Genomic DNA, 20,392 nt, shown 5'->3' with positions numbered 1-20,392 from the left:
CCCTCCTCGACCACCGTGGACGGGCGACGGCGACTAGCCGACCGCACCTTCCATCTGCAGCTCGATGAGCCGGTTGAGCTCGAGGGCGTACTCCATCGGGAGCTCCTTGGCGATCGGCTCGATGAAGCCGCGCACGATCATCGCCATCGCCTCATCCTGCTCCATGCCGCGCGACATGAGGTAGAAGAGCTGGTCGTCGGAGACCTTCGAGACCGAGGCCTCGTGACCCATCGAGACGTCGTCCTCGCGGATGTCGACGTACGGGTAGGTGTCCGAGCGGCTGATCTGGTCGACCAGCAGTGCGTCGCAGAGCACGTTGGACTTCGAGCCGTGGGCGCCCTCGTTGACCTGGATCAGGCCGCGGTACGACGTCCTGCCACCTCCGCGGGCGACGCTCTTGGACAAGATGCTGGAGCTCGTGTGCGGGGCAGCGTGCACCATCTTGGCGCCGGCGTCCTGGTGCTGGCCCTCGCCCGCGAACGCGATCGAGAGGGTCTCGCCCTTGGCGTGCTCGCCCATCAGGTACACGGCGGGGTACTTCATCGTCACCTTGGAGCCGATGTTGCCGTCGACCCACTCCATCGTCGCGCCGGCCTCGCAGACGGCGCGCTTGGTGACGAGGTTGTAGACGTTGTTGGACCAGTTCTGGATGGTCGTGTAGCGGCAGCGGCCGCCCTTCTTCACGATGATCTCGACGACCGCGGAGTGCAGCGAGTCCGAGGAGTAGATCGGCGCGGTGCAGCCCTCGACGTAGTGCACGTAGGCGCCCTCGTCGACGATGATCAGGGTGCGCTCGAACTGGCCCATGTTCTCGGTGTTGATCCGGAAGTAGGCCTGCAGCGGGATGTCGACGTGCACGCCCGGCGGGACGTAGATGAACGAGCCACCCGACCACACGGAGGTGTTGAGCGCGGCGAACTTGTTGTCGCCGACCGGGATGACCGTGCCGAAGTACTCCTGGAAGAGCTCCGGCTGCTCCTTGAGCGCCGTGTCGGTGTCGAGAAAGAGGACGCCCTGCTCCTCCAGGTCCTCGCGGATCGAGTGGTAGACGACCTCGGACTCGTACTGCGCCGCGACGCCCGAGACGAGGCGCTGCTTCTCCGCCTCCGGGATGCCGAGCTTGTCGTAGGTGTTCTTGATGTCCTCGGGCAGGTCGTCCCACGTGGCCGCCTGCTTCTCGCTGGAGCGCACGAAGTACTTGATGTTGTCGAAGTCGATCCCCGACAGGTCCGAGCCCCAGTTCGGCATGGGCTTGCGGCCGAAGAGCTTGAGGCCCTTGAGGCGCAGGTCGAGCATCCACTGCGGCTCGCTCTTCTTCGCGGAGATGTCGCGCACGACCTCCTCGCTCAGGCCGCGCTTGGCGGCGGCGCCGGCGGCGTCGGAGTCGGCCCAGCCGAAGTCGTAGCGACCGATGCCCTCGAGCTCGGGATTGCGCTCGTCGATGGTGGTCATCAGCTGACCGTCTCCTTCGTCTTGGTGGGTGTGCTCGGGATGCAGGTGGTGCAGACCCCGTCGCCGTGGGCGATCGTGGCCAGCCGCTGGACGTGGCTGCCGAGGACGAGGCTGATGGCCTCGGTCTCGGCCTCGCACAGCTGCGGGAACTCGTGGGCTACGTGGGCGACCGGGCAGTGCTGCTGGCACAGCTGCTCGCCGACCGGGCTGTCGCGGACCGTCGCGGCGTACCCCTCGTCGGTGAAGACCTGGGCCAGGATCTCCGCGGAGCCCAGCTCGGGGTGCTCTGCTCGGATCCCCTCGAACCTCTCCTGGATGAACGCCACCCGACGGGCGGCGAATTCCCGGACGGCGTCATCGCCGCCGGTCTCGGCCAGGAAGCGGAGCGCCTGCGCGGCGAGGTCGTCGTACTGCTGGTCGAAGCCGTCGCGGCCCGACTCGGTCAGCGCGAACGCCTTGGCCGGACGTCCGCGTCCGCGGGCGGCCTGGCTGCGCGGCTCGCGCGCCTCGACCTCGCCCTCCTCGAGCATCTGGTCGAGGTGACGGCGGACGGCGGCCGGGGTGAGGTCGAGCCGCTCGGCGAGGGCCGCCGCGGTCGAGGGGCCGTTGACGAGGATCGACCGAGCGACGCGCTGGCGCGTCGACTGGTCGTGCACCTCGGTGAATTCCACAACGCCAGTGTGCCTTTATTGCTCGGGCCGCTTCAAGGAAGGTCACCCTTACCTGCGAGAGGCCCGGGCGGAGGGCGTGAGCCGGGCCACACGCCACCCCTCCCTACACTTTGCCCGTGCCTGCACCCGTCGATCCCAGCGACCTCGCGGTCAGCGTCGACGGCCTGGTCATGCGGTACGCCGACAAGGTCGCCGTCGACCGGCTCTCCCTCACCGTCGTGCGCGGCACGATCACCGCCGTCCTCGGCCCCAACGGTGCCGGCAAGACCACGACGCTCGAGACGTGCGAGGGCTACCGACGCCCGCAGCAGGGCGCCGTCCGCGTGCTCGGGCTCGACCCGGTCCGTGAGCGGCGCGACCTGCTCCCCCGCATCGGCGTGATGCTCCAGGGCGGCGGCGCGTGGAGCGGCGTGCGCGCCATGGAGATGCTCGACCACATCGCCCGGCTGCACGCCCACCCGCTCGACACCGCGATGCTGTCCGACCGGCTGGGTCTGGGCGACTGCGGGCGTACGCCGTACCGGCGGCTCTCGGGCGGCCAGCAGCAGCGTCTCGCGCTGGCGATGGCGATCGTCGGCCGGCCGGAGATCGTCTTCGTCGACGAGCCGACCGCGGGCATGGACCCGCAGGCGCGGCGCACGACCTGGGAGCTGCTCGACGAGCTCCGCGCCGACGGCGTCACCGTCGTGCTGACGACGCACTACATGGACGAGGCCGAGCGGCTCGCCGACCAGATCCACATCATCGACCGCGGCAGCCTGATCGCCTCGGGGAGTCCACTGGAGCTCACCCGAGGCGGGACGCACGCGACGATCCGGCTCGTGGTGACCCGGCCCTTCCCGCCCGGGTCGCCCGAGCTCCTGAGCACGACGCTCGGACCCGAGACCCAGGTCACCCAGCTCGACGACGTGAGCCTGGTCATCACCGGGCCGGCGGACGCCTCGACGCTCGCGAAGGTCTCGGCCTGGTGCGAGGCCAACGGCGTCCTGCCCGAGTCGCTGACCCTCGGCCAGCGCAACCTCGAGGACGTCTTCCTCCAGCTCACCGGACGGGGGCTGGCCCCGTGAGCACCTTCATCCCCCGCCCCGGCGCCGCCGCCCTGCCGCGGCAGGTCCTCGCGCAGGCGCGCATGGAGGCGAGGCTGATGCTGCGCAACGGCGAGCAGCTGCTGCTCGCCGTGGTCATCCCGGTGATCGTCCTCGTCGGCGGCGTCACCGCCGGCGAGCACCTCTCGCTGAGCCTCGACACCTCCCGCCCGCTCGTCGACACCTTCACCCCCGGCGTGATCGCGCTGGCGGTGATGTCGACGTCGTTCACCTCGCTCGCGATCGCCACCGGCTTCGAGCGGCGCTACGGCGTGATCAAGCGGCTCGGCAGCTCCCCGCTCCCCCGCTCCGGGCTGCTGGCGGGCAAGGTCCTGGCGCTGCTGATCGTCCAGCTGCTGCAGATCGTCGTCATCGGCGGCGTGGCGCAGCTGCTCGGCTGGACCCCGGAGCCCGGCGTGCTCGGCGTGGGGCTCGCGATCGTCTTCGGCACGGCCGCCTTCGCCAGCCTCGGCCTCTTCGTCGCCGGGGTCCTGCGGGCCGAGGCGACCCTCGCGGCCGCGAACCTGATCTACCTCCTGCTCCTGGCCGGCGGCGGGATCGTGCTGCCGCTGAGCGCGTACGGCGCGGCGGGCGACGTCGTCCGCTGGCTGCCGTCGGGCGCGCTCGGCGAGGCGATGCGCGTCGGCTTCATCGACGGCGGGGTCGCCTGGCGCGACCTCGGCGTACTCCTCATCTGGGCCGTGATCGGCTCCGTGCTCACGGCAAGGACGTTCAAGTGGGAGTGACCAACCGGCTGCGGCACCTCGACGACTGGCTGCGCGGCTGGGCATGGGCGTCGATCGTGGTCAACATCGGCATCGTCGTCACCGGCGGCGTCGTCCGGCTGACCGGCTCCGGCCTCGGCTGCCCGACCTGGCCGGAGTGCCGCACCGGGTCGTTCACCCCGCACGGCGCCTACGACCTCCACTCGGCGATCGAGTTCGGCAACCGGATGCTGACCTACGTGCTCGTCGCGGTCGCGGTGGGCACGTTCGCGGCGGCCTGGCAGTCGGGGCGCCGCGACCTGCGGCGGCTCGCGCTGATCATCGCGCTCGGCATCCCGGCCCAGGCCGTGATCGGCGGCATCACCGTGCTGACCGACCTCAACCCGTGGATCGTGTCCTTCCACCTGCTCTGCTCGATGGCCATCATCGGCGTCGCGGTGCTCTTCCTCTGGCGGCTCGACCGGCCCGGGCCCGCCGTACGCCCCCGGGGGCCGGTGGTCGCGCTCGCGTGGGCGACGTTCGCCACCGCCTGGGCGGTCCTCTACGTCGGCACCGTCGTGACCGGCTCGGGCCCGCACGCCGGTGACAAGGACGCGAAGCGCAACGGGCTCGACCCGCTGCAGATGAGCCAGGTGCACGCCGACCTGGTCTTCCTGCTGGTCGGGCTCACCGTCGGTCTGCTCCTCGCGGTCATCGCGACCCACCGCTGCGCCGCCGTACGGCGCGCCGTGGAGGTGCTGCTCGTCGTCGAGCTCGCCCAGGGCCTGGTCGGCTTCGTGCAGTACTTCACCGACCTGCCGGTCATCCTGGTCGGCTTCCACATGCTCGGTGCCGCGATCATCTCGGCCACCGTCACCTGGGCGCTGATCCAGGTGCGCGAGAACGACGGCTGACGGCGGCCGGCCGCCTACCCCCGCGGGGCGGACGGCCGCGGTCGTCCTGACTGACGCGGACGACCGGCCCCTGGTGACGGGTTCCACACCGCCCGCGCGACGAGCGGCGCGGTCCGTGCGCCGAACGGTCGTCCGGCCGCTGTCGCGCGGCTCCGGGGCGGCCCGCGCAGGCGGCGGGCGGCGTCAGCGCGAGACGAGCGGGTCGAGCGCGACGGCGACGAAGAGCAGCGAGAGGTAGAGGTTCGAGGAGTGGAAGAGCCGCATCGGCTGGATCACCGACAGGCTCTCGGTGCCGCGCGCACGGGCCCACATCCGGTGCGCCTCGAGGAGGAACACGGCGCCCAGGACGGCGGCCACGACCGGGTAGAAGAGGCTGGTGCCGGCGACCGGCCAGAGCAGCAGCGACGTCGCGACCATCACCCAGCTGTAGATCACGATCTGGCGACCGACCTCCGCAGCCGGCTTGACCACGGGCAGCATCGGGACGTCGACGTTGGCGTAGTCCTCGCGGTAGCGCAGCGCGAGCGCCCAGGTGTGGGGCGGGGTCCAGAAGAAGACGACCATGAAGAGCACGATCGGGGTCCACGACAGCGCGCCGGTGACCGCGGTCCAGCCGATCAGCGCCGGGAAGCAGCCGGCCAGGCCACCCCAGACGATGTTCTGCGTCGTACGCCGCTTGAGCAGCATCGTGTAGCCGAAGACGTAGAACGCGTTGGCCACGACCGAGAGCAGCGCCGAGAGCGGGTTGACCCAGACGTAGAGGATCACCGTCGACAGGATCCCGAGCACGAAGCCGAAGACCAGCGCCGATCGCGGCGACACGATGTGTCGCGGCAGGGCACGTCGTCGGGTGCGGCGCATCTGCTCGTCGATGTCACGGTCGTAGACGCAGTTGAAGACCGACGCCGAGCCGGCCGAGAACGTGCCGCCGATCACGGTGGCGACCACGAGGCCGAGGTCGGGCACGCCGCGAGCGGCGTAGAACATCACCGGCACGGTGGTGAGCAGCAGCAGCTCGATCACGCGCGGCTTGGTCAGCCCGACGTACGCCGCGACGACGTCCTTGAGAGTCGCCCGCTCGGCCTCCGGCTGCTGGGCAGCAGAGGCCGACTGGTCGACGTACGTCACGGGGATCCTTGGACGGGATTGCGGGGACCGGGAAACGGTCACTGGACGGGTGCGAGTCTATCGCCAGAGGTGAGTAGGCTCGGCATCGGCTGAACCACCCGAAAGGAACCCTGTGAGCAACCCCCCTGCCCTGGACTGGACCGACCTCGACGCGAAGGCGGTGGACACCGCCCGAGTCCTGGCGATGGACGCCGTGCAGAAGGTGGGCAACGGCCACCCGGGCACCGCGATGAGCCTTGCCCCTGCGGCGTACCTGCTCTTCCAGAAGGTCATGCGCCACGACCCCGCCGACCCTCGCTGGATCGCCCGCGACCGCTTCGTGCTCTCGTGCGGACACTCGAGCATCACGCTCTACACCCAGCTCTACCTCGGCGGCTTCGGCCTCGAGCTCGAGGACCTCAAGGCGCTGCGCACCTGGGGTTCCAAGACCCCGGGCCACCCCGAGCTGCACCACACCGCCGGCGTCGAGGTCACCACCGGCCCGCTCGGTCAAGGTGTCGCCAACGCCGTGGGGATGGCGATGGAGGCCCGCCGCGTGCACGGTCTCCTCGACCCCGACGCCGCGCCCGGCGAGAGCCTCTTCGACCACCACGTCTACGCGCTCTGCTCCGACGGCGACCTCCAGGAGGGCGTCAGCGGCGAGGCCAGCTCGATCGCCGGCACCCAGGAGCTCGGCAACCTGACGGTCGTCTACGACCGCAACCGGATCTCGATCGAGGGCAACACCGACATCGCCTTCACCGAGGACGTCGCGAAGCGCTATGAGGCCTACGGCTGGGACGTCCAGGTGGTCGACTGGACCAACGGCGGCAAGGAGTACGTCGAGGACGTGCCCGCGCTGTACGACGCGATCACCGCCGCCGGCCGGGTCCTGGACAAGCCCTCGCTCATCGTGCTCGACACCGTCATCGCATGGCCGGCACCCAACGCCCAGGGCACCGAGAAGGCCCACGGCAGCGCGCTCGGCGACGCCGAGGTGGCGGCCACCAAGGAGGTCCTCGGCTGGGACCCCGAGCTCACCTTCCAGGTGCCCGAGGACGTCATCGCGCACACGCGCAGGCTCAGCGAGCGCGGCGCCGCATGGGGTGCCGCCTGGGACGAGAAGTACGCAGCCTGGTCCGAGGCCAACGCCGACAAGGCCACGCTGCTGCACCGGCTCAAGGCCCGCACGCTGCCCGAGGGGCTCGAGGAGGCGCTGCCGGTCTTCGAGGCGAGCGCCAAGGGCGTCGCGACCCGGACGGCGTCGAGCGACGTCATCAACGCCGTCGCACCGTTGATGCCCGAGCTGTGGGGCGGCTCCGCCGACCTCGCCGGCTCCAACAACACCACGATCAAGTCGGCCCCGTCGTTCCTGCCCACCAGCCGGGGCGTCGAGGAGTGGACCGCCGACCCGTACCAGGGTCGCGTCCTGCACTTCGGCATCCGCGAGCACGGCATGGGCGCGATCATGAACGGCATCGCGGCCGACGCCCTGACCCGCGTCTTCGGTGGCACCTTCCTCACCTTCTCCGACTACATGCGCGGAGCGGTGAGGGTCGCGGCCCTGAGCCAGCTGCCCGTCACCTACGTCTGGACGCACGACTCGATCGGCCTCGGCGAGGACGGTCCGACCCACCAGCCGATCGAGCACCTCGCCGCCCTGCGCGCCATGCCGGGCCTCGACGTCGTACGCCCGGCCGACGCCAACGAGACGGCGGCCGCCTGGTTCACGATCCTCGGTCACACCGACCGCCCGGCGGCCCTCGCGCTGACCCGGCAGAACGTGCCGGTCTTCCCGCGTGGCGAGGACGGCTTCGCCGAGACCAGCGACGTCCACCGTGGCGGCTACGTGCTCATCGACGCCGAGGGCGGCACGCCCGACGTGATCCTGATCGCCACCGGCTCGGAGGTCCAGCTCGCCGTCGAGGCGCGCACCCAGCTGGCCGAGAAGGGCGTCCAGGCACGGGTCGTCTCGATGCCGTGCCAGGAGTGGTTCGAGGCCCAGGACCAGTCCTACCGCGACACCGTCATCCCGCCGATCGTGAAGGCGCGGGTCTCGGTGGAGGCCGGCGTCAAGCAGGGCTGGCGCGAGTACGTCGGCGACCACGGCCGGATCATCTCGATCGACACGTACGGCGCCTCGGCCGACTACGCCCGGATCTACCAGGAGTACGGCGTGACCGCCGAGGCCGTCGTCTCAGCGGCCCACGACTCGATCCTGGCGGCGTCGGTCTGAGCGCACCGCGACCTGCAACCCCACAGTCATCCACGAAGGAGACGCACCATGAGTGATCGTTTGAAGAAGCTTGCTGACGCGGGGGTGTCGATCTGGCTCGACGACCTGTCGCGCGAGCGCATCGAGACCGGCAACCTGGCCGAGCTGATCGAGACGAAGTCCGTGGTCGGCGTGACCACCAACCCCACGATCTTCGCGGCGGCCATCGCCAACGGCGAGCGGTACGACGAGCAGGTCCGCCAGCTCGTCGACAAGGGCGAGTCGGTCGACCGGGTGATCTTCGAGCTCACCACCGAGGACGTCCGCAACGCCTGCGACATCTTCGCCCCGCTGGCCGGCGAGGAGTCGGCCGACGGCCGGGTCTCGATCGAGGTCGAGCCGACCCTGGCCAACGACACCGAGGGCACCATCGGCTCCGCCCGGGCCCTGTGGTCCGCGGTCGACCGGTCCAACGTGCTGATCAAGATCCCCGCCACCAAGGAGGGTCTGCCGGCGATCACCGCCGCGATCGCCGAGGGCATCAGCGTCAACGTCACCCTGATCTTCGGCAAGGTCCGCTACCAGGAGGTCATGGACGCGTACCTGTCCGGCCTCGAGGCCGCGCGCGACGCTGGGCTCGACCTGTCGCGCATCCAGTCCGTCGCGTCGTTCTTCGTCTCCCGCGTGGACTCCGAGGTCGACGCCCGCCTGGACAAGATCGGCACGGACGAGGCCGCCGCCCTCAAGGGCAAGGCCGCCGTCGCGAACGCTCGGATCGCCTACGCCGCCTACGAGGAGGTCCACGCCAGCGACCGCTGGGCCGTGCTGGCCAAGGACGGCGCCAACCCGCAGCGGCCGCTCTGGGCCTCGACCGGCGTCAAGGACCCGGCGTACCCCGACACGTTGTACGTCGCCGACCTCGTCGTCGCCGACACGGTCAACACCATGCCGGAGAAGACCATGGACGCCTTCGCCGACCACGGTGAGGTGACCGGTGACCAGGTGACCGGCAAGGCCACCGAGGCGCAGGCCGTCTTCGACCAGCTCGCTGCCGTGGGCATCGACTTCGAGGACGTGCTCGTGGTGCTCGAGACCGAGGGCGTCGACAAGTTCAAGAAGTCGTGGACCGAGCTGGTCGAGACCGTGAAGGGCCAGATGGCGGCGGCCGCGAAGTGACCGACACGCCCGTCGACCCGACCTCGACCGCGGCGTGGGCACGGCTGACCGCCCTCGCCGCGGACTTCACGCCCGACCTGCGCCGGTGGTTCGACGAGGACCCCGACCGGGTGTCCCGGTTGTCCTTCGGTGCGGGCGAGCTGCACGTCGACCTGTCGAAGGCGCTGCTCGACGACGAGGTCCTGGCCGCCCTGCTCACGCTGGCGGACGAGGTCGGGGTCGTCGGGCGCCGCGACGCCATGCTCGCCGGTGAGCACATCAACGTCACCGAGGACCGAGCGGTGCTGCACACGGCGCTGCGGCTGCCCGCCGACGCAGCCCTCGAGGTCGACGGGCAGGACGTCGTCGGCGACGTCCACGAGGTGCTCGGCCGGGTCTACGAGTTCGCGGACCAGGTCCGCAGCGGCGCGTGGACCGGGGTCACCGGCGAGCGGATCCGCACGGTCGTCAACATCGGCATCGGGGGCTCCGACCTCGGACCGGTGATGGCGTACGAGGCGCTGGCGGCGTACCGCCAGGACGGCCTGGAGTGCCGCTTCATCAGCAACATCGACCCGACCGACGCGGCGACGACGCTGGCCGGCCTGGACCCGGCCACGACGCTCTTCATCGTCGCCAGCAAGACCTTCGGGACGCTCGAGACCCTGACCAACGCGCGCCTGTGCCGGGCGTGGCTGCTGGAGGGGCTGGGGTCGAGCGACGCCACCGAGGCGGTCGCCAAGCACTTCGTCGCGGTCTCGACCGCGCTCGACAAGGTGGCCGACTTCGGGATCGACCCCGCCAACGCGTTCGGCTTCTGGGACTGGGTCGGGGGTCGCTACTCGGTCGACTCGGCGATCGGGACCGCGCTCGTGGTCGCGATCGGACCGGAGCGCTTCGCCGAGCTGCTCGAGGGCTTCCACACGATGGACGAGCACTTCCGCACGACGGAGCCGGCGCGCAACGTGCCGCTGCTGATGGGGCTGCTCAACGTCTGGTACACGAACTTCCTCGGCGCCGAGAGCCACGCCGTCCTGCCCTACGCCCAGCTGCTGCACCGGTTCCCGGCGTACCTGCAGCAGCTGACGATGGAGTCCAACGGCAAGGGTGTGCGCTGGGACGGCAGCCCGGTCACGACGGAGACCGGCGAGATCTACTGGGGCGAGCCCGGCACCAACGGGCAGCACGCGTTCTACCAGCTGATCCACCAGGGCACCCGCCTCATCCCGGCCGACTTCATCGCGTTCGCAGAGCCGTCGTACCCGCTGGTGGACACCCACGACGGGCAGAGCCAGGACGTGCACGAGCTCTTCCTCGCGAACTTCCTGGCACAGACGGCCGCGCTGGCCTTCGGCAAGACCGCCGACGAGGTGCGGGCCGAGGGCACGGCGGAGGCCGTCGTACCGGCCCGGGTCTTCACCGGCAACCGGCCGACCACGTCGATCATCGCGCCGCGGCTGACGCCGGCGGTGCTCGGCCAGCTGGTGGCGCTCTACGAGCACCTGACCTTCACGCAGGGCGTGGTCTGGGGCATCGACAGCTTCGACCAGTGGGGTGTCGAGCTGGGCAAGCAGCTCGCCCAGCAGGTCGGCCCCGCCATCTCCGGTGACGCCGAGGCGCTCGCCGGCCAGGACGCGTCGACCCAGGCACTGATCGCCTACTACAGGGAGCACCGCACCCGATGAGCCAGAGCAACAGCGAGTACGTGAACCCGCTGCGCGACCCGCAGGACCGTCGACTCCCCCGCATCGCGGGGCCGTGCGGACTGGTCCTCTTCGGCGTGACCGGCGACCTGTCGCGCAAGAAGATCATGCCCGCGATCTACGACCTCGCGAACCGCGGGCTGCTGCCGCCGGGCTTCAGCCTGGTCGGCTTCGCCCGTCGTGACTGGGCCGACCAGGACTTCGCCCAGGTCGTGCACGACTCGGTCAAGGCCTACGCCCGCACGGAGTTCCGCGAGGAGGTCTGGAAGCAGCTGGCCGAGGGCTTCCGGTTCGTCCCGGGCAACTTCGACGACGACGTCGCCTTCGACCAGCTCCGCCGCACCATCCAGGAGCTCGACGAGGTGCGGGGCACCGACGGCAACCACGCCTTCTACCTGGCGATCCCGCCCGGCTTCTTCGGCACCGTGGTCGACCAGCTCAAGGAGCACGGGCTCGCCGACGGCGGCGCCGACTCGTGGCGCCGGGTGGTCGTCGAGAAGCCCTTCGGGCACGACCTGGAGTCGGCGCGCGAGCTCAACGGCATCCTGGCCGGGGTCTTCGAGTCCGGCTCGATCTTCCGCATCGACCACTACCTCGGCAAGGAGACGGTCCAGAACATCCTGGCGATGCGCTTCGCCAACACGATGTTCGAGCCGATCTGGAACAGCAACTACGTCGACCACGTGCAGATCACCATGGCCGAGGACGGCGGCATCGGCGGTCGGGCCGGCTACTACGACGGCATCGGCGCCGCCCGCGACGTCATCCAGAACCACCTCCTCCAGCTGATGTCGCTGGTCGCGATGGAGGAGCCGACGTCGTTCGACGCGGAGAGCCTGCGGATCGAGAAGCAGAAGGTGCTCTCGAGCGTCGTGCTCCCCCGCCGACTCGACCTGACCACGGCGCGGGCGCAGTACGCCGAGGGCTGGGCCGGTGGCGAGAAGGTGGCCGGGTTCCTGGAGGAGGAGGGCATCGCGAAGTCCTCCACGACCGAGACGTACGCCGCCGTCACGCTCAACATCGCCACGCGGCGGTGGGCCGGCGTGCCCTTCTACCTGCGCACCGGCAAGCGCCTCGGCCGGCGGGTGACCGAGGTGGCCGTCGTCTTCAAGAAGGCGCCGCACCAGCCGTTCAGCGCCTCGTCCACCGAGGACCTGACCCAGAACGCCCTGGTCATCCGGATCCAGCCCGACGAGGGCGTGACGCTGCGCTTCGGCTCCAAGGTGCCCGGCACCGCGATGGAGATCCGCGACGTCAACATGGACTTCGCCTACGGCGGGTCCTTCACCGAGTCCTCCCCCGAGGCCTACGAGCGGCTGATCCTCGACGTGCTGCTCGGCGACCCGCCGCTCTTCCCGCGCCACGAGGAGGTCGAGCTGTCCTGGAAGATCCTCGACCCGATCCTCGAGCACTGGGCCAAGCAGGACGCCGCGGGCAAGGGGAAGCCGGACGAGTACGAGTCCGGCACCTGGGGCCCACCGTCCGCCGACGCGATGCTGGCCCGAGACGGCCGAGTCTGGAGACGACCATGATCGAGCTCACCAACACCAACGCTGCGGCCATCGCCTCGGAGTTCGTGCGCGCGCGCAAGCGCGCCGGCAGCCCGGCGATGGGCATGGTCATGACCATGGTCGTCGTCGTGGACGAGGACATGGCCACCGACGTGATGGCGGTGGCCCGGGAGGCCTCGCACGAGCACCCCGCCCGGGTGCTCGGCGTGATCCTCGGCGATGCCCGCGGCGCGGCCGAGGTCAACGCCCAGGTCGGCGCCGGTGCCGGCTGGTCCGGCGAGACCGCCCTGATCCGGCTCAAGGGCGAGGTGGTGAGGCACCCGGAGTCCGTGGTGCTGCCGCTGCTGCTGCCCGACTCCCCGGTCGCGATCTACTGGCCCACCGACCCGCCGGCCGACACCGCGACCGACCCGCTGGGTGCGCTGGCGCAGCGACGGATCACCGACGCCGCCAGTGCCAAGCGGGGCAAGGGCAAGGCGATCCACACCCAGTGCGCGTCGTACACGAAGGGCAACACCGACCTGGCGTGGACCCGGATCACGCCGTGGCGCGCGCTGCTCGCCGCGGCCCTGGACCAGCACCACCTCAAAGTCACCGGCGTGACGATCACGGCCGAGCGGATCAGCCCCAGCGCGGAGCTGCTCGGCGCCTGGCTGCGCGACCGACTCAAGGTCGGCGTGACCCGCAAGAGCTCGTCCGGCCCCGGCATCACGCAGGTGGTCCTGGAGACCAAGGAGGGGCCGATCAGCATCTCGCGCTCCGACGGCAAGCTGGCGACGTACAGCTCCCCCGGCCACCCGGACCGCCCGATCGCGCTGAAGCGGCGCGAGCTGCCCGAGCTGCTGGCCGAGGAGCTGCGCCGCCTCGACGAGGACGACGTGTACGCCGAGACCGCGAAGCGACTGCTGAAGATGGGACCCAGCACGTGACGACCGAACCTCGCATCGAGGTGCACGAGGACTCCGGCACGCTCGCCACCGCCGTGGCCGGCGAGCTGCTCAGCCGGCTCGCCGACGCCCAGGCGGCCGGCGGGACGCCGCAGATCGCGCTGACCGGCGGCACCATCGCCGAGGAGATCCACCGCGAGCTCGCCCGGCTGTCGCCCGGCGCCGAGGTGGACTGGTCGCGGGTCGTCATCTGGTTCGGCGACGAGCGCTTCGTCGCACCGGACTCCCCCGACCGCAACAGCGGCCAGGCCCGGGCGGCCTTCCTCGACGAGATCGGCGCGGACCCCGCCCACGTGCACGCGATGCCGTCGACCGCCGATGCGGCCGACGTCGACGCGGGCGCTGCGGCGTACGAGGCGACCCTGCGCGAGCACGGCAGCGGCGAGTTCGACGTGGTCATGCTGGGCATCGGCCCGGACGGCCACATCGCCTCGCTCTTCCCCGGCTTCCCGCAGCTCGACTCCGACGCGATCGCCGTCGGTGTCACCGGCTCGCCGAAGCCCCCGCCGGAGCGGATCAGCCTGACCTTCGCGGCGCTGAACCGGGCGCGATCAGTGTGGTTCCTGGTCAGCGGGTCCGGCAAGGCCGAGGCGGTGGCCTCGGCCCTCGGCGGTGCCGACCTGCACGAGATCCCCGCCGCCGGCGTCACCGGCCGCGAGGAGACCATCTGGTTCCTGGACCGTGGGGCTGCGTCGGCGCTCTAGCGTGCTGGACCTGCGGTTTGGTCACCAACCGCAGATCTCGACGGCCCGCAGCTGCGGTTCCTGACCAATCGTGCGACCTCCGGCGAGGGTACGCCGCACCCGCACCGGACCCGCGGTTTGGTCACCAACCGCAGATCTCGGCGGACCAAACCTGCGGTTCCTGACCAATCGTGGGACGGCCGGCGAGGGTACGCCGCACCCGCACCAGACCCGCGGTTTGGTCACCAACCGCAGATCTCGGCGGCCCGAAGCTGCGGTTCCTGACCAATCGTGGCACGGCCGGCGAGGGTACGCCGCACCCCCACCAGACCCGCGGTTTGGTCACCAACCGCAGATCCCGGCAGCCCGCAGCTGCGGTTGGTGACCAAACGGCGCGCCACCGCAGCACCCGGAGGCCGAGCCCCGGGAGGCCGGGCTAGAAGATGATGTCGCCGGACTTGCGGCGGGTCCGCAGCAGGGTGAGCGCCTCGTCGAGGATGTCCTCGGCCTCCTTGTCGGAGCGCCGCTCCTTCACGTAGGCCAGGTGCGTCTTGTAGGGCTCGATCTTGGGCGCGGGCGGCGGGTTGTCCGAGTCCAGGCTGGCCGGCAGGCCGCACTTGGGGCAGTCCCACGACTCCGGGATGGTCGCCTCGGTCGAGAACGGGACCACCGACCGGTGCTCACGCGCGCAGAAGTAGGTCACGGTCTGCCGCGGCGCGGCGTCGCCTCGCTCGGCCTCCCCCATCGGGCCAGCCCCGACCCGACTTCCGCGAATCGCGTTTCCTCCACCAGCCACCGGCGTATCCCTTCGAGTCTCTCAGACGTCTGTGAACGTTGCGGGTCAGTAAGCGAGCAGGAGCCCGAGGGCGATGACGCAGGAGAACCAGATGACGCCGATCCCGATCGTGAGCCGGTCGAGGTTCCGCTCCGCGACGGACGAGCCGCCGAGCGAGCTGGAGACGCCGCCGCCGAACATGTCCGACATACCGCCGCCACGCCCCTTGTGAAGGAGCACGAGGATGATCATCAGACCACTGGAGATCATGAGCACGATGGTGAAGAGAAGTTCCACAGTCGCAGAGCCTACGTCAGGTCCCGGGCCATCACAGGACCGGCATGTCGTAGAAGCGACAGATCCCGCCGAACTCGTCGGCCTGCAGGCTCGCGCCGCCCACCAGACAGCCGTCGACGTCGGGCTGGACCATGATGCCGCCGACGTTGCCGGCCTTCACGGACCCGCCGTACAGCACGCGTACGGCGTCGGCCGCACCATCGCCGTGGAGCTCGCGGATCCGCGCGCGGATGCCCCCGCAGACCTCCTGGGCGTCGTCCGGGGTGGCGACCTCGCCGGTGCCGATCGCCCAGACCGGCTCGTACGCGATCACCAGGCCGGCGATCTGCTCGGCGGAGAAGCCCTCCAGGGAGCCGTCGACCTGCCCCAGGCAGTGCGGGACGTGCTCGCCGGCCTGCCGGACCGCGAGACCCTCGCCGACGCACACGATCGGCACCATGCCGGCGGCGAGCGCCTTGTGGGCCTTGGCGTTGACGACGGCGTCCGACTCGCCGTGGTACTCACGACGCTCGCTGTGCCCGACCACGACGTACGAGCAGCCCAGCTTGGACAGCATCGCCGCCGAGATCTCGCCGGTGTAGGCACCGGAGTCGTGCGTCGAGACGTCCTGCGCGCCGTACCGGATCTGCAGCCGGTCGCCGTCGACGAGCGTCTGCACCGACCGCAGGTCGGTGAACGGCGGTACGACGACCACCTCGGCCTTGCCGTAGTCGTGCTTCTTGTCCGCCAGCGTCACCGCGAGCTTCTGCACCAGGACGAGAGCCTCCTGGTGGTTGAGGTTCATCTTCCAGTTGCCCGCCATCAGCGGCGTGCGTGCAGCCTGTGCCATCAGTCCTCCAGGACCTGGATGCCGGGGAGCTCCTTGCCCTCGAGGTACTCGAGGCTGGCGCCACCGCCGGTGGAGATGTGTCCGAACGCGGCCTCGTCGAAGCCGAGCGTGCGTACGGCGGCCGCCGAGTCGCCACCGCCGACGACCGACAGGCCGTCGACCTGGGTCAGCGCCTCCGCGACAGCACGGGTGCCGGCCGCGAACTCGTCGACCTCGAAGACGCCCATCGGGCCGTTCCAGAAGACGGTGCGCGCGTCGGCCAGGGCCGCCGCGAACGCCGCGCCGGACTCCGGACCGATGTCGAGCCCGAGGGCGTCCGGAGGGATCTCCCCCGCCGGCACGACCCGGGGCTCCGGGGTCCGGTCGCCGCCGGGGAACGCGGTGTCGACCACGATGTCGGTCGGCAGCAGGATCTCGACCCCGGTCTGCTCGGCCCGCTCCAGGTAGGACCGGCACACGTCGAGCTGGTCGGCCTCGAGCAGGCTCTTGCCGACCTCGAAGCCCTGGGCCTTGAGGAAGGTGAAGACCATCCCTCCGCCGATCAGCAGCTTGTCGGCCTTGCCGAGCAGGTTGTCGATGACGCCGAGCTTGTCGGACACCTTCGAGCCACCGAGCACGACGACGTACGGGCGCTCGGGCTCCTCGGTCAGCCGGCGGAGCACGCCGATCTCGGTGGAGACGAGCTGACCCATCGCGTGCGGCAGCCGCTGCGCCACGTCGTACACCGACGCCTGCTTGCGGTGCACGACGCCGAAGCCGTCGGACACGAAGGCGTCGGCCAGCGTGGCGAGCTGGTCGGCGAAGGCACCACGCTCGGCCTCGTCCTTGCTGGTCTCGCCGGCGTTGAACCGGACGTTCTCCAGCACGGCGACCTGGCCGTCGGTGAGCGCGGCGACCGTGGCCTGCGCGCTCTCCCCGACCGTGTCGGTCGCGAACGCGACGTCCTGGCCGAGCAGCTCGCCGAGGCGGGCCGCCACCGGGCGCAGCGAGTAGCGGTCCTCGGGCGCGCCCTTGGGGCGGCCGAGGTGCGCGGTCACGACGACCCGGGCGCCGGCCGCGGCCAGCTCCCGGATCGTCGGGACGCTGGCGCGGATGCGGCCGTCGTCGGTGATCGTGCTGCCGTCGAGCGGGACGTTCAGGTCCGAGCGGACCAGGACCCGCTTGCCTGCGACGTCGCCCAGGGTGGAGTAGTCGCCCACGATCAGAGCGAGGCGCCGACGTGGACCACGAGGTCCACCAGCCGGTTGGAGTAGCCCCACTCGTTGTCGTACCAGCCGACGACCTTGACCTGGTTGCCGATGACCTTGGTCAGCGGCGCGTCGAAGATGCAGGACGCGGGGTCGGTGGTGATGTCGCTGGAGACGATCGGGTCCTCGTTGTACTTGAGGATGCGGCCGTCCGCCGCCGCCTTGACCGCCGCGTTGACCTCCTCGACGGTCGTCTCGCGACCCGCCTCGAACGTCAGGTCGGTGACCGAGCCGGTCGGGACGGGCACGCGCAGCGCGTAGCCGTCGAGCTTGCCCTTGAGCTCGGGCAGCACCAGCGAGATCGCCTTGGCGGCACCGGTCGAGGTCGGCACGATGTTGATCGCCGCGGCGCGGGCGCGACGCAGGTCGCCGTGCGGGCCGTCGAGCAGGTTCTGGTCGCCGGTGTAGGCGTGGATCGTCGTCATCAGGCCCTTGACGATGCCGAACTCGTCGTTGAGGACCTTCGCCATCGGCGCGAGGCAGTTCGTCGTGCACGACGCGTTGGAGATGATGGTGTGCGTGGCGGGGTCGTAGTCGCCCTCGTTGACGCCCATCACGATCGTGACGTCCTCGTTCTTGGCGGGCGCCGAGATGATGACCTTCTTGGCCCCACCGTCGATGTGCGCCTTCGCCTTGGTGGCGTCGGTGAAGAAGCCTGTCGACTCGATCACGATGTCCGCGCCGACGCCGGCCCAGTCGAGGGCGGCCGGGTCGCGGTCCGCGAACACCTTGAAGGTCTGGCCGGCCGCGGTGATCTCGGTGTCGGTGTGCGACACGTCCCCGTCCAGGCGACCCAGGGTGGAGTCGTACTTCAGCAGGGTGGCCAGGGTCTTGTTGTCCGTCAGGTCGTTGACGGCGACGATCTCGATGTCAGCGCCAGAGGCGAGGACAGCGCGGAAGAAGTTGCGGCCGATCCGGCCGAACCCGTTGATACCTACTCGAACAGTCACTGCGGTGCTCCTGCTTGTCAGTCGGCTGGTGCAAGGGGACGTGGCCGACCCTATCGCCTGGGTCGCACCACCCAACCTGCCGTCCCGACGTACGTGCGAGTAACGGCGAAGGTCCCGCGATGACCGGACCTTCGGGCCGGCTACCCCTCGTCGGCGAGCATCTCCGGGGTCAGCGACGACTCCGTGTCGGGAATGCCCAGCTCCTCGGCGCGCTTGTCGGCCATCGCCAGCAGCCGCCGGATCCGCCCGGCGATCGCGTCCTTGGTGAGCACCGGGTCGTGCAGCTGGCCGAGCTCCTCGAGCGACGCCTGCTTGTGCTCCAGCCGGAGGTGCCCGGCGAGCTTGAGGTGGTCGGGCACGTCCTCGCCGAGGATCTCCATGGCGCGGTCGACCCGCGCGCCGGCAGCGACCGCGGCGCGTGCCGAACGACGGAGGTTGGCGTCGTCGAAGTTCGCGAGGCGGTTGGCGGTCGCCCGCACCTCGCGACGCATCCGGCGCTCCTCCCAGGCCATCAGCGACTCGTGGGCGCCGAGACGGGTGAGCAGCTGCCCGATCGCGTCGCCGTCGCGGATGACGACGCGGTCGACACCACGGACCTCCCGGGCCTTGGCATGGATGCCGAGGCGGCGCGCGACGCCGACCAGCGCCAGCGCGGCCTCCGGGCCGGGGCAGGTGACCTCGAGGGCCGAGGATCGGCCGGGCTCGGTCAGCGAGCCGTGCGCGAGGAAGGCACCGCGCCACGCGGCGACCGCGTCACAGCCGCCGCCGGAGACGACGGCGGGCGGCAGCCCCCGGACCGGGCGACCGCGCTGGTCGAGCAGACCGGTCTGGCGGGCCAGCGCCTCGCCGTCCTTGACCACCCGGACGATGTAGCGGCTGCCCTTGCGGATGCCGTTGCCCTGCACCATCACGACGTCCGACTGGTGGCCGTAGACCTCGGCGATGTTCGTGCGCAGCCGACGGGCCGCGGCACCGGTGTCGAACTCGGCCTCGACGACGATCCGTCCGCTCACGATGTGCAGGCCGCCGGCGAACCTCAGCATCGAGGCCACCTCCGCCTTGCGACAGCAGGTCTTCGTCACCGGGGTGCTCGACAGCTCCGCCTTCACCTGTGCCGTCATCGCCATGCGCCGATCCTGCCACGCGAGTCAACGACCCTCGGAATCAGGCTCCGGTCATGATCCGGGTGTACGCCGCGGCCAGTCGCGCGGGGTCGTGACGGGGGCTGCCGTCGTCTGCGGCGACGTCGTCGAGGTGCAGCTCCGCCCCGGCGGAGGCCACTGCCGAGCGCAGCTCGTCGGCGGCGTCGCCGACGCTGCCGGCATCGGCCAGGACGGTGTGGATGCGCAGGTCGGGAGCGTGCTCGAGCAGGGCGGCGAGGTGGTCGATGGGGTCGAAGCCGGAGGTCTCGCCGGCCTCGTCGACCAGGTTGAGCACCACCACGATCCTGGCGTCCGTGTGCTCCAGCGCACTGCGCACCTCGGGCACCATCAGGTGCGGCATCACGGACGTGAACCACGAGCCCGGGCCGAGCACGACCCAGTCGGCGGCGGCGACGGCCGCGAGGGCCTCCGGGCACGGCTCCGGGTCCGGGGGGTCGAGGGCGATCGAGACGATCTCGCCGTCGGAGGTGGCGACCTCCACCTGGCCGCGCACCGTCCGGGCGACCTCGGGGCGCTCCGGGTCGAGGCCGCGGATCTGCGCGGTGATGTCCAGCGGGGTCAGGGCCATCGGCAGCACCCGTCCCGTGGTGCCGAGCAGCTTGCCGACCCAGTCGAGCGCCGCCACGGAGTCGCCGAGCTGCTCCCACAGCCCCACGATCAGCAGGTTGCCGATCACGTGGCCGTTCATCTCGCCCTCGCCGGCGAAGCGGTGCTGCAGCACACGCGCCCAGGTGTCACCCCACGGGTGGTCCCCGCACAGCGCCGCGAGCGCCATCCGCAGGTCACCCGGAGGGAGGACGCCGAACTCGCCGCGCAGCCGTCCGGAGGACCCGCCGTTGTCGGCGATCGTCACCACAGCCGTCAGGTCGTCGACCACCAGGTCGGCGACGAGCAGTCGCAGGGCGTGCAGGGAGGCCGACAGGCCGTGCCCACCACCGAAGGCGACGACGGACTGGGCGCGCTCGTGGGACGCCACCACCCGGT

General features: G+C 70.8%; 19 protein-coding genes. 9 read left to right on the top strand and 10 right to left on the bottom strand.

Annotated features, from left to right (window positions below):
* Positions 1-33 precede the first annotated feature (33 nt).
* Positions 34-1,452, bottom strand: a complete 1,419-nt coding sequence (gene sufB / locus N542_RS0112530) for a Fe-S cluster assembly protein SufB (RefSeq protein ID WP_028644201.1) — start codon at positions 1,450-1,452, stop codon at positions 34-36.
* Positions 1,452-2,123 (bottom strand): helix-turn-helix transcriptional regulator, encoded by a 672-nt coding sequence (locus tag N542_RS24725; protein ID WP_036507705.1) that lies wholly within the window; start codon positions 2,121-2,123, stop codon positions 1,452-1,454. The genes sufB and N542_RS24725 overlap by 1 nt, the downstream gene beginning before the upstream one ends.
* A gap of 116 nt (positions 2,124-2,239) precedes the next feature.
* On the opposite strand from N542_RS24725, the gene N542_RS0112520 reads away from it, so the two are divergent.
* The 3 genes from N542_RS0112520 to N542_RS24720 are packed head-to-tail and all read left to right on the top strand — an operon-like array spanning position 2,240 to position 4,826.
* A complete protein-coding gene (locus tag N542_RS0112520) occupies positions 2,240-3,190 on the top strand; it encodes an ABC transporter ATP-binding protein (RefSeq protein ID WP_028644200.1) in 951 nt (316 codons plus the stop codon).
* Positions 3,187-3,954: an ABC transporter permease gene (locus tag N542_RS0112515; RefSeq protein WP_028644199.1), complete on the top strand. Its 768-nt coding sequence runs from the start codon at positions 3,187-3,189 to the stop codon at positions 3,952-3,954. Before N542_RS0112520 ends, N542_RS0112515 begins: the two co-directional genes overlap by 4 nt.
* The gene (locus N542_RS24720; protein WP_051551710.1) at positions 3,945-4,826 is read left to right on the top strand and encodes a COX15/CtaA family protein; all 882 of its coding nucleotides are present in this window, start codon (positions 3,945-3,947) and stop codon (positions 4,824-4,826) included. Before N542_RS0112515 ends, N542_RS24720 begins: the two co-directional genes overlap by 10 nt.
* Before the next feature lie 183 nt (positions 4,827-5,009).
* Here N542_RS24720 and N542_RS0112500 read toward each other — a convergent pair whose 3' ends face one another.
* Entirely contained in the window at positions 5,010-5,954 is a 945-nt protein-coding gene (locus N542_RS0112500) for a heme o synthase (RefSeq protein WP_028644198.1), read from the bottom strand.
* 112 nt (positions 5,955-6,066) lie between these two features.
* Here N542_RS0112500 and tkt point away from each other — a divergent pair, with 112 nt between their 5' ends.
* The 6 genes from tkt to pgl are packed head-to-tail and all read left to right on the top strand — an operon-like array spanning position 6,067 to position 14,168.
* Positions 6,067-8,169: a transketolase gene (gene tkt, locus N542_RS0112495; RefSeq protein ID WP_028644197.1), complete on the top strand. Its 2,103-nt coding sequence runs from the start codon at positions 6,067-6,069 to the stop codon at positions 8,167-8,169.
* Positions 8,170-8,217: 48 nt separating this feature from the next.
* Positions 8,218-9,324, top strand: a complete 1,107-nt coding sequence (gene tal, locus N542_RS0112490; protein WP_028644196.1) for a transaldolase — start codon at positions 8,218-8,220, stop codon at positions 9,322-9,324.
* Positions 9,321-10,988 carry a glucose-6-phosphate isomerase gene (gene pgi / locus N542_RS0112485; protein ID WP_028644195.1) on the top strand — a complete coding sequence of 556 codons (1,668 nt, stop codon included), beginning with the start codon at positions 9,321-9,323 and terminating at the stop codon, positions 10,986-10,988. Before tal ends, pgi begins: the two co-directional genes overlap by 4 nt.
* Positions 10,985-12,538, top strand: a complete 1,554-nt coding sequence (zwf, locus tag N542_RS0112480; RefSeq protein ID WP_028644194.1) for a glucose-6-phosphate dehydrogenase — start codon at positions 10,985-10,987, stop codon at positions 12,536-12,538. Before pgi ends, zwf begins: the two co-directional genes overlap by 4 nt.
* Positions 12,535-13,446, top strand: a complete 912-nt coding sequence (locus N542_RS0112475) for a glucose-6-phosphate dehydrogenase assembly protein OpcA (protein WP_028644193.1) — start codon at positions 12,535-12,537, stop codon at positions 13,444-13,446. Before zwf ends, N542_RS0112475 begins: the two co-directional genes overlap by 4 nt.
* Complete coding sequence (pgl, locus tag N542_RS0112470) at positions 13,443-14,168, top strand: 6-phosphogluconolactonase (RefSeq protein WP_028644192.1); 726 nt, start codon at positions 13,443-13,445, stop codon at positions 14,166-14,168. The genes N542_RS0112475 and pgl overlap by 4 nt, the downstream gene beginning before the upstream one ends.
* Before the next feature lie 415 nt (positions 14,169-14,583).
* On the opposite strand, the gene N542_RS0112465 is transcribed toward pgl, so the two are convergent.
* From N542_RS0112465 to N542_RS0112435, 7 genes are all read right to left on the bottom strand, one after another.
* Entirely contained in the window at positions 14,584-14,943 is a 360-nt protein-coding gene (locus tag N542_RS0112465) for an RNA polymerase-binding protein RbpA (RefSeq protein ID WP_028644191.1), read from the bottom strand.
* A gap of 45 nt (positions 14,944-14,988) precedes the next feature.
* Positions 14,989-15,219 (bottom strand): preprotein translocase subunit SecG, encoded by a 231-nt coding sequence (gene secG, locus N542_RS0112460; RefSeq protein WP_028644190.1) that lies wholly within the window; start codon positions 15,217-15,219, stop codon positions 14,989-14,991.
* 31 nt (positions 15,220-15,250) lie between these two features.
* Entirely contained in the window at positions 15,251-16,048 is a 798-nt protein-coding gene (gene tpiA, locus N542_RS0112455) for a triose-phosphate isomerase (RefSeq protein WP_036507701.1), read from the bottom strand.
* Entirely contained in the window at positions 16,048-17,247 is a 1,200-nt protein-coding gene (locus N542_RS0112450) for a phosphoglycerate kinase (protein WP_028644189.1), read from the bottom strand. The genes tpiA and N542_RS0112450 overlap by 1 nt, the downstream gene beginning before the upstream one ends.
* A 2-nt stretch (positions 17,248-17,249) precedes the next feature.
* Complete coding sequence (gene gap, locus N542_RS0112445; protein ID WP_028644188.1) at positions 17,250-18,245, bottom strand: type I glyceraldehyde-3-phosphate dehydrogenase; 996 nt, start codon at positions 18,243-18,245, stop codon at positions 17,250-17,252.
* A 140-nt stretch (positions 18,246-18,385) separates the two neighbouring features.
* Positions 18,386-19,372, bottom strand: coding sequence for a DNA-binding protein WhiA (gene whiA, locus N542_RS0112440; RefSeq protein ID WP_028644187.1), 987 nt, complete (start codon positions 19,370-19,372; stop codon positions 18,386-18,388).
* Positions 19,373-19,409: 37 nt separating this feature from the next.
* Positions 19,410-20,387 (bottom strand): gluconeogenesis factor YvcK family protein, encoded by a 978-nt coding sequence (locus N542_RS0112435; protein ID WP_197025969.1) that lies wholly within the window; start codon positions 20,385-20,387, stop codon positions 19,410-19,412.
* Between the last annotated feature and the right edge of the window lie 5 nt (positions 20,388-20,392).

The organism is Nocardioides sp. URHA0020 (assembly GCF_000620705.1).
Lineage (GTDB): Bacteria > Actinomycetota > Actinomycetes > Propionibacteriales > Nocardioidaceae > Nocardioides.
Note: the sequence above shows the minus strand (reverse complement) of the source record. Positions and strands in the feature narration are given on the sequence as shown.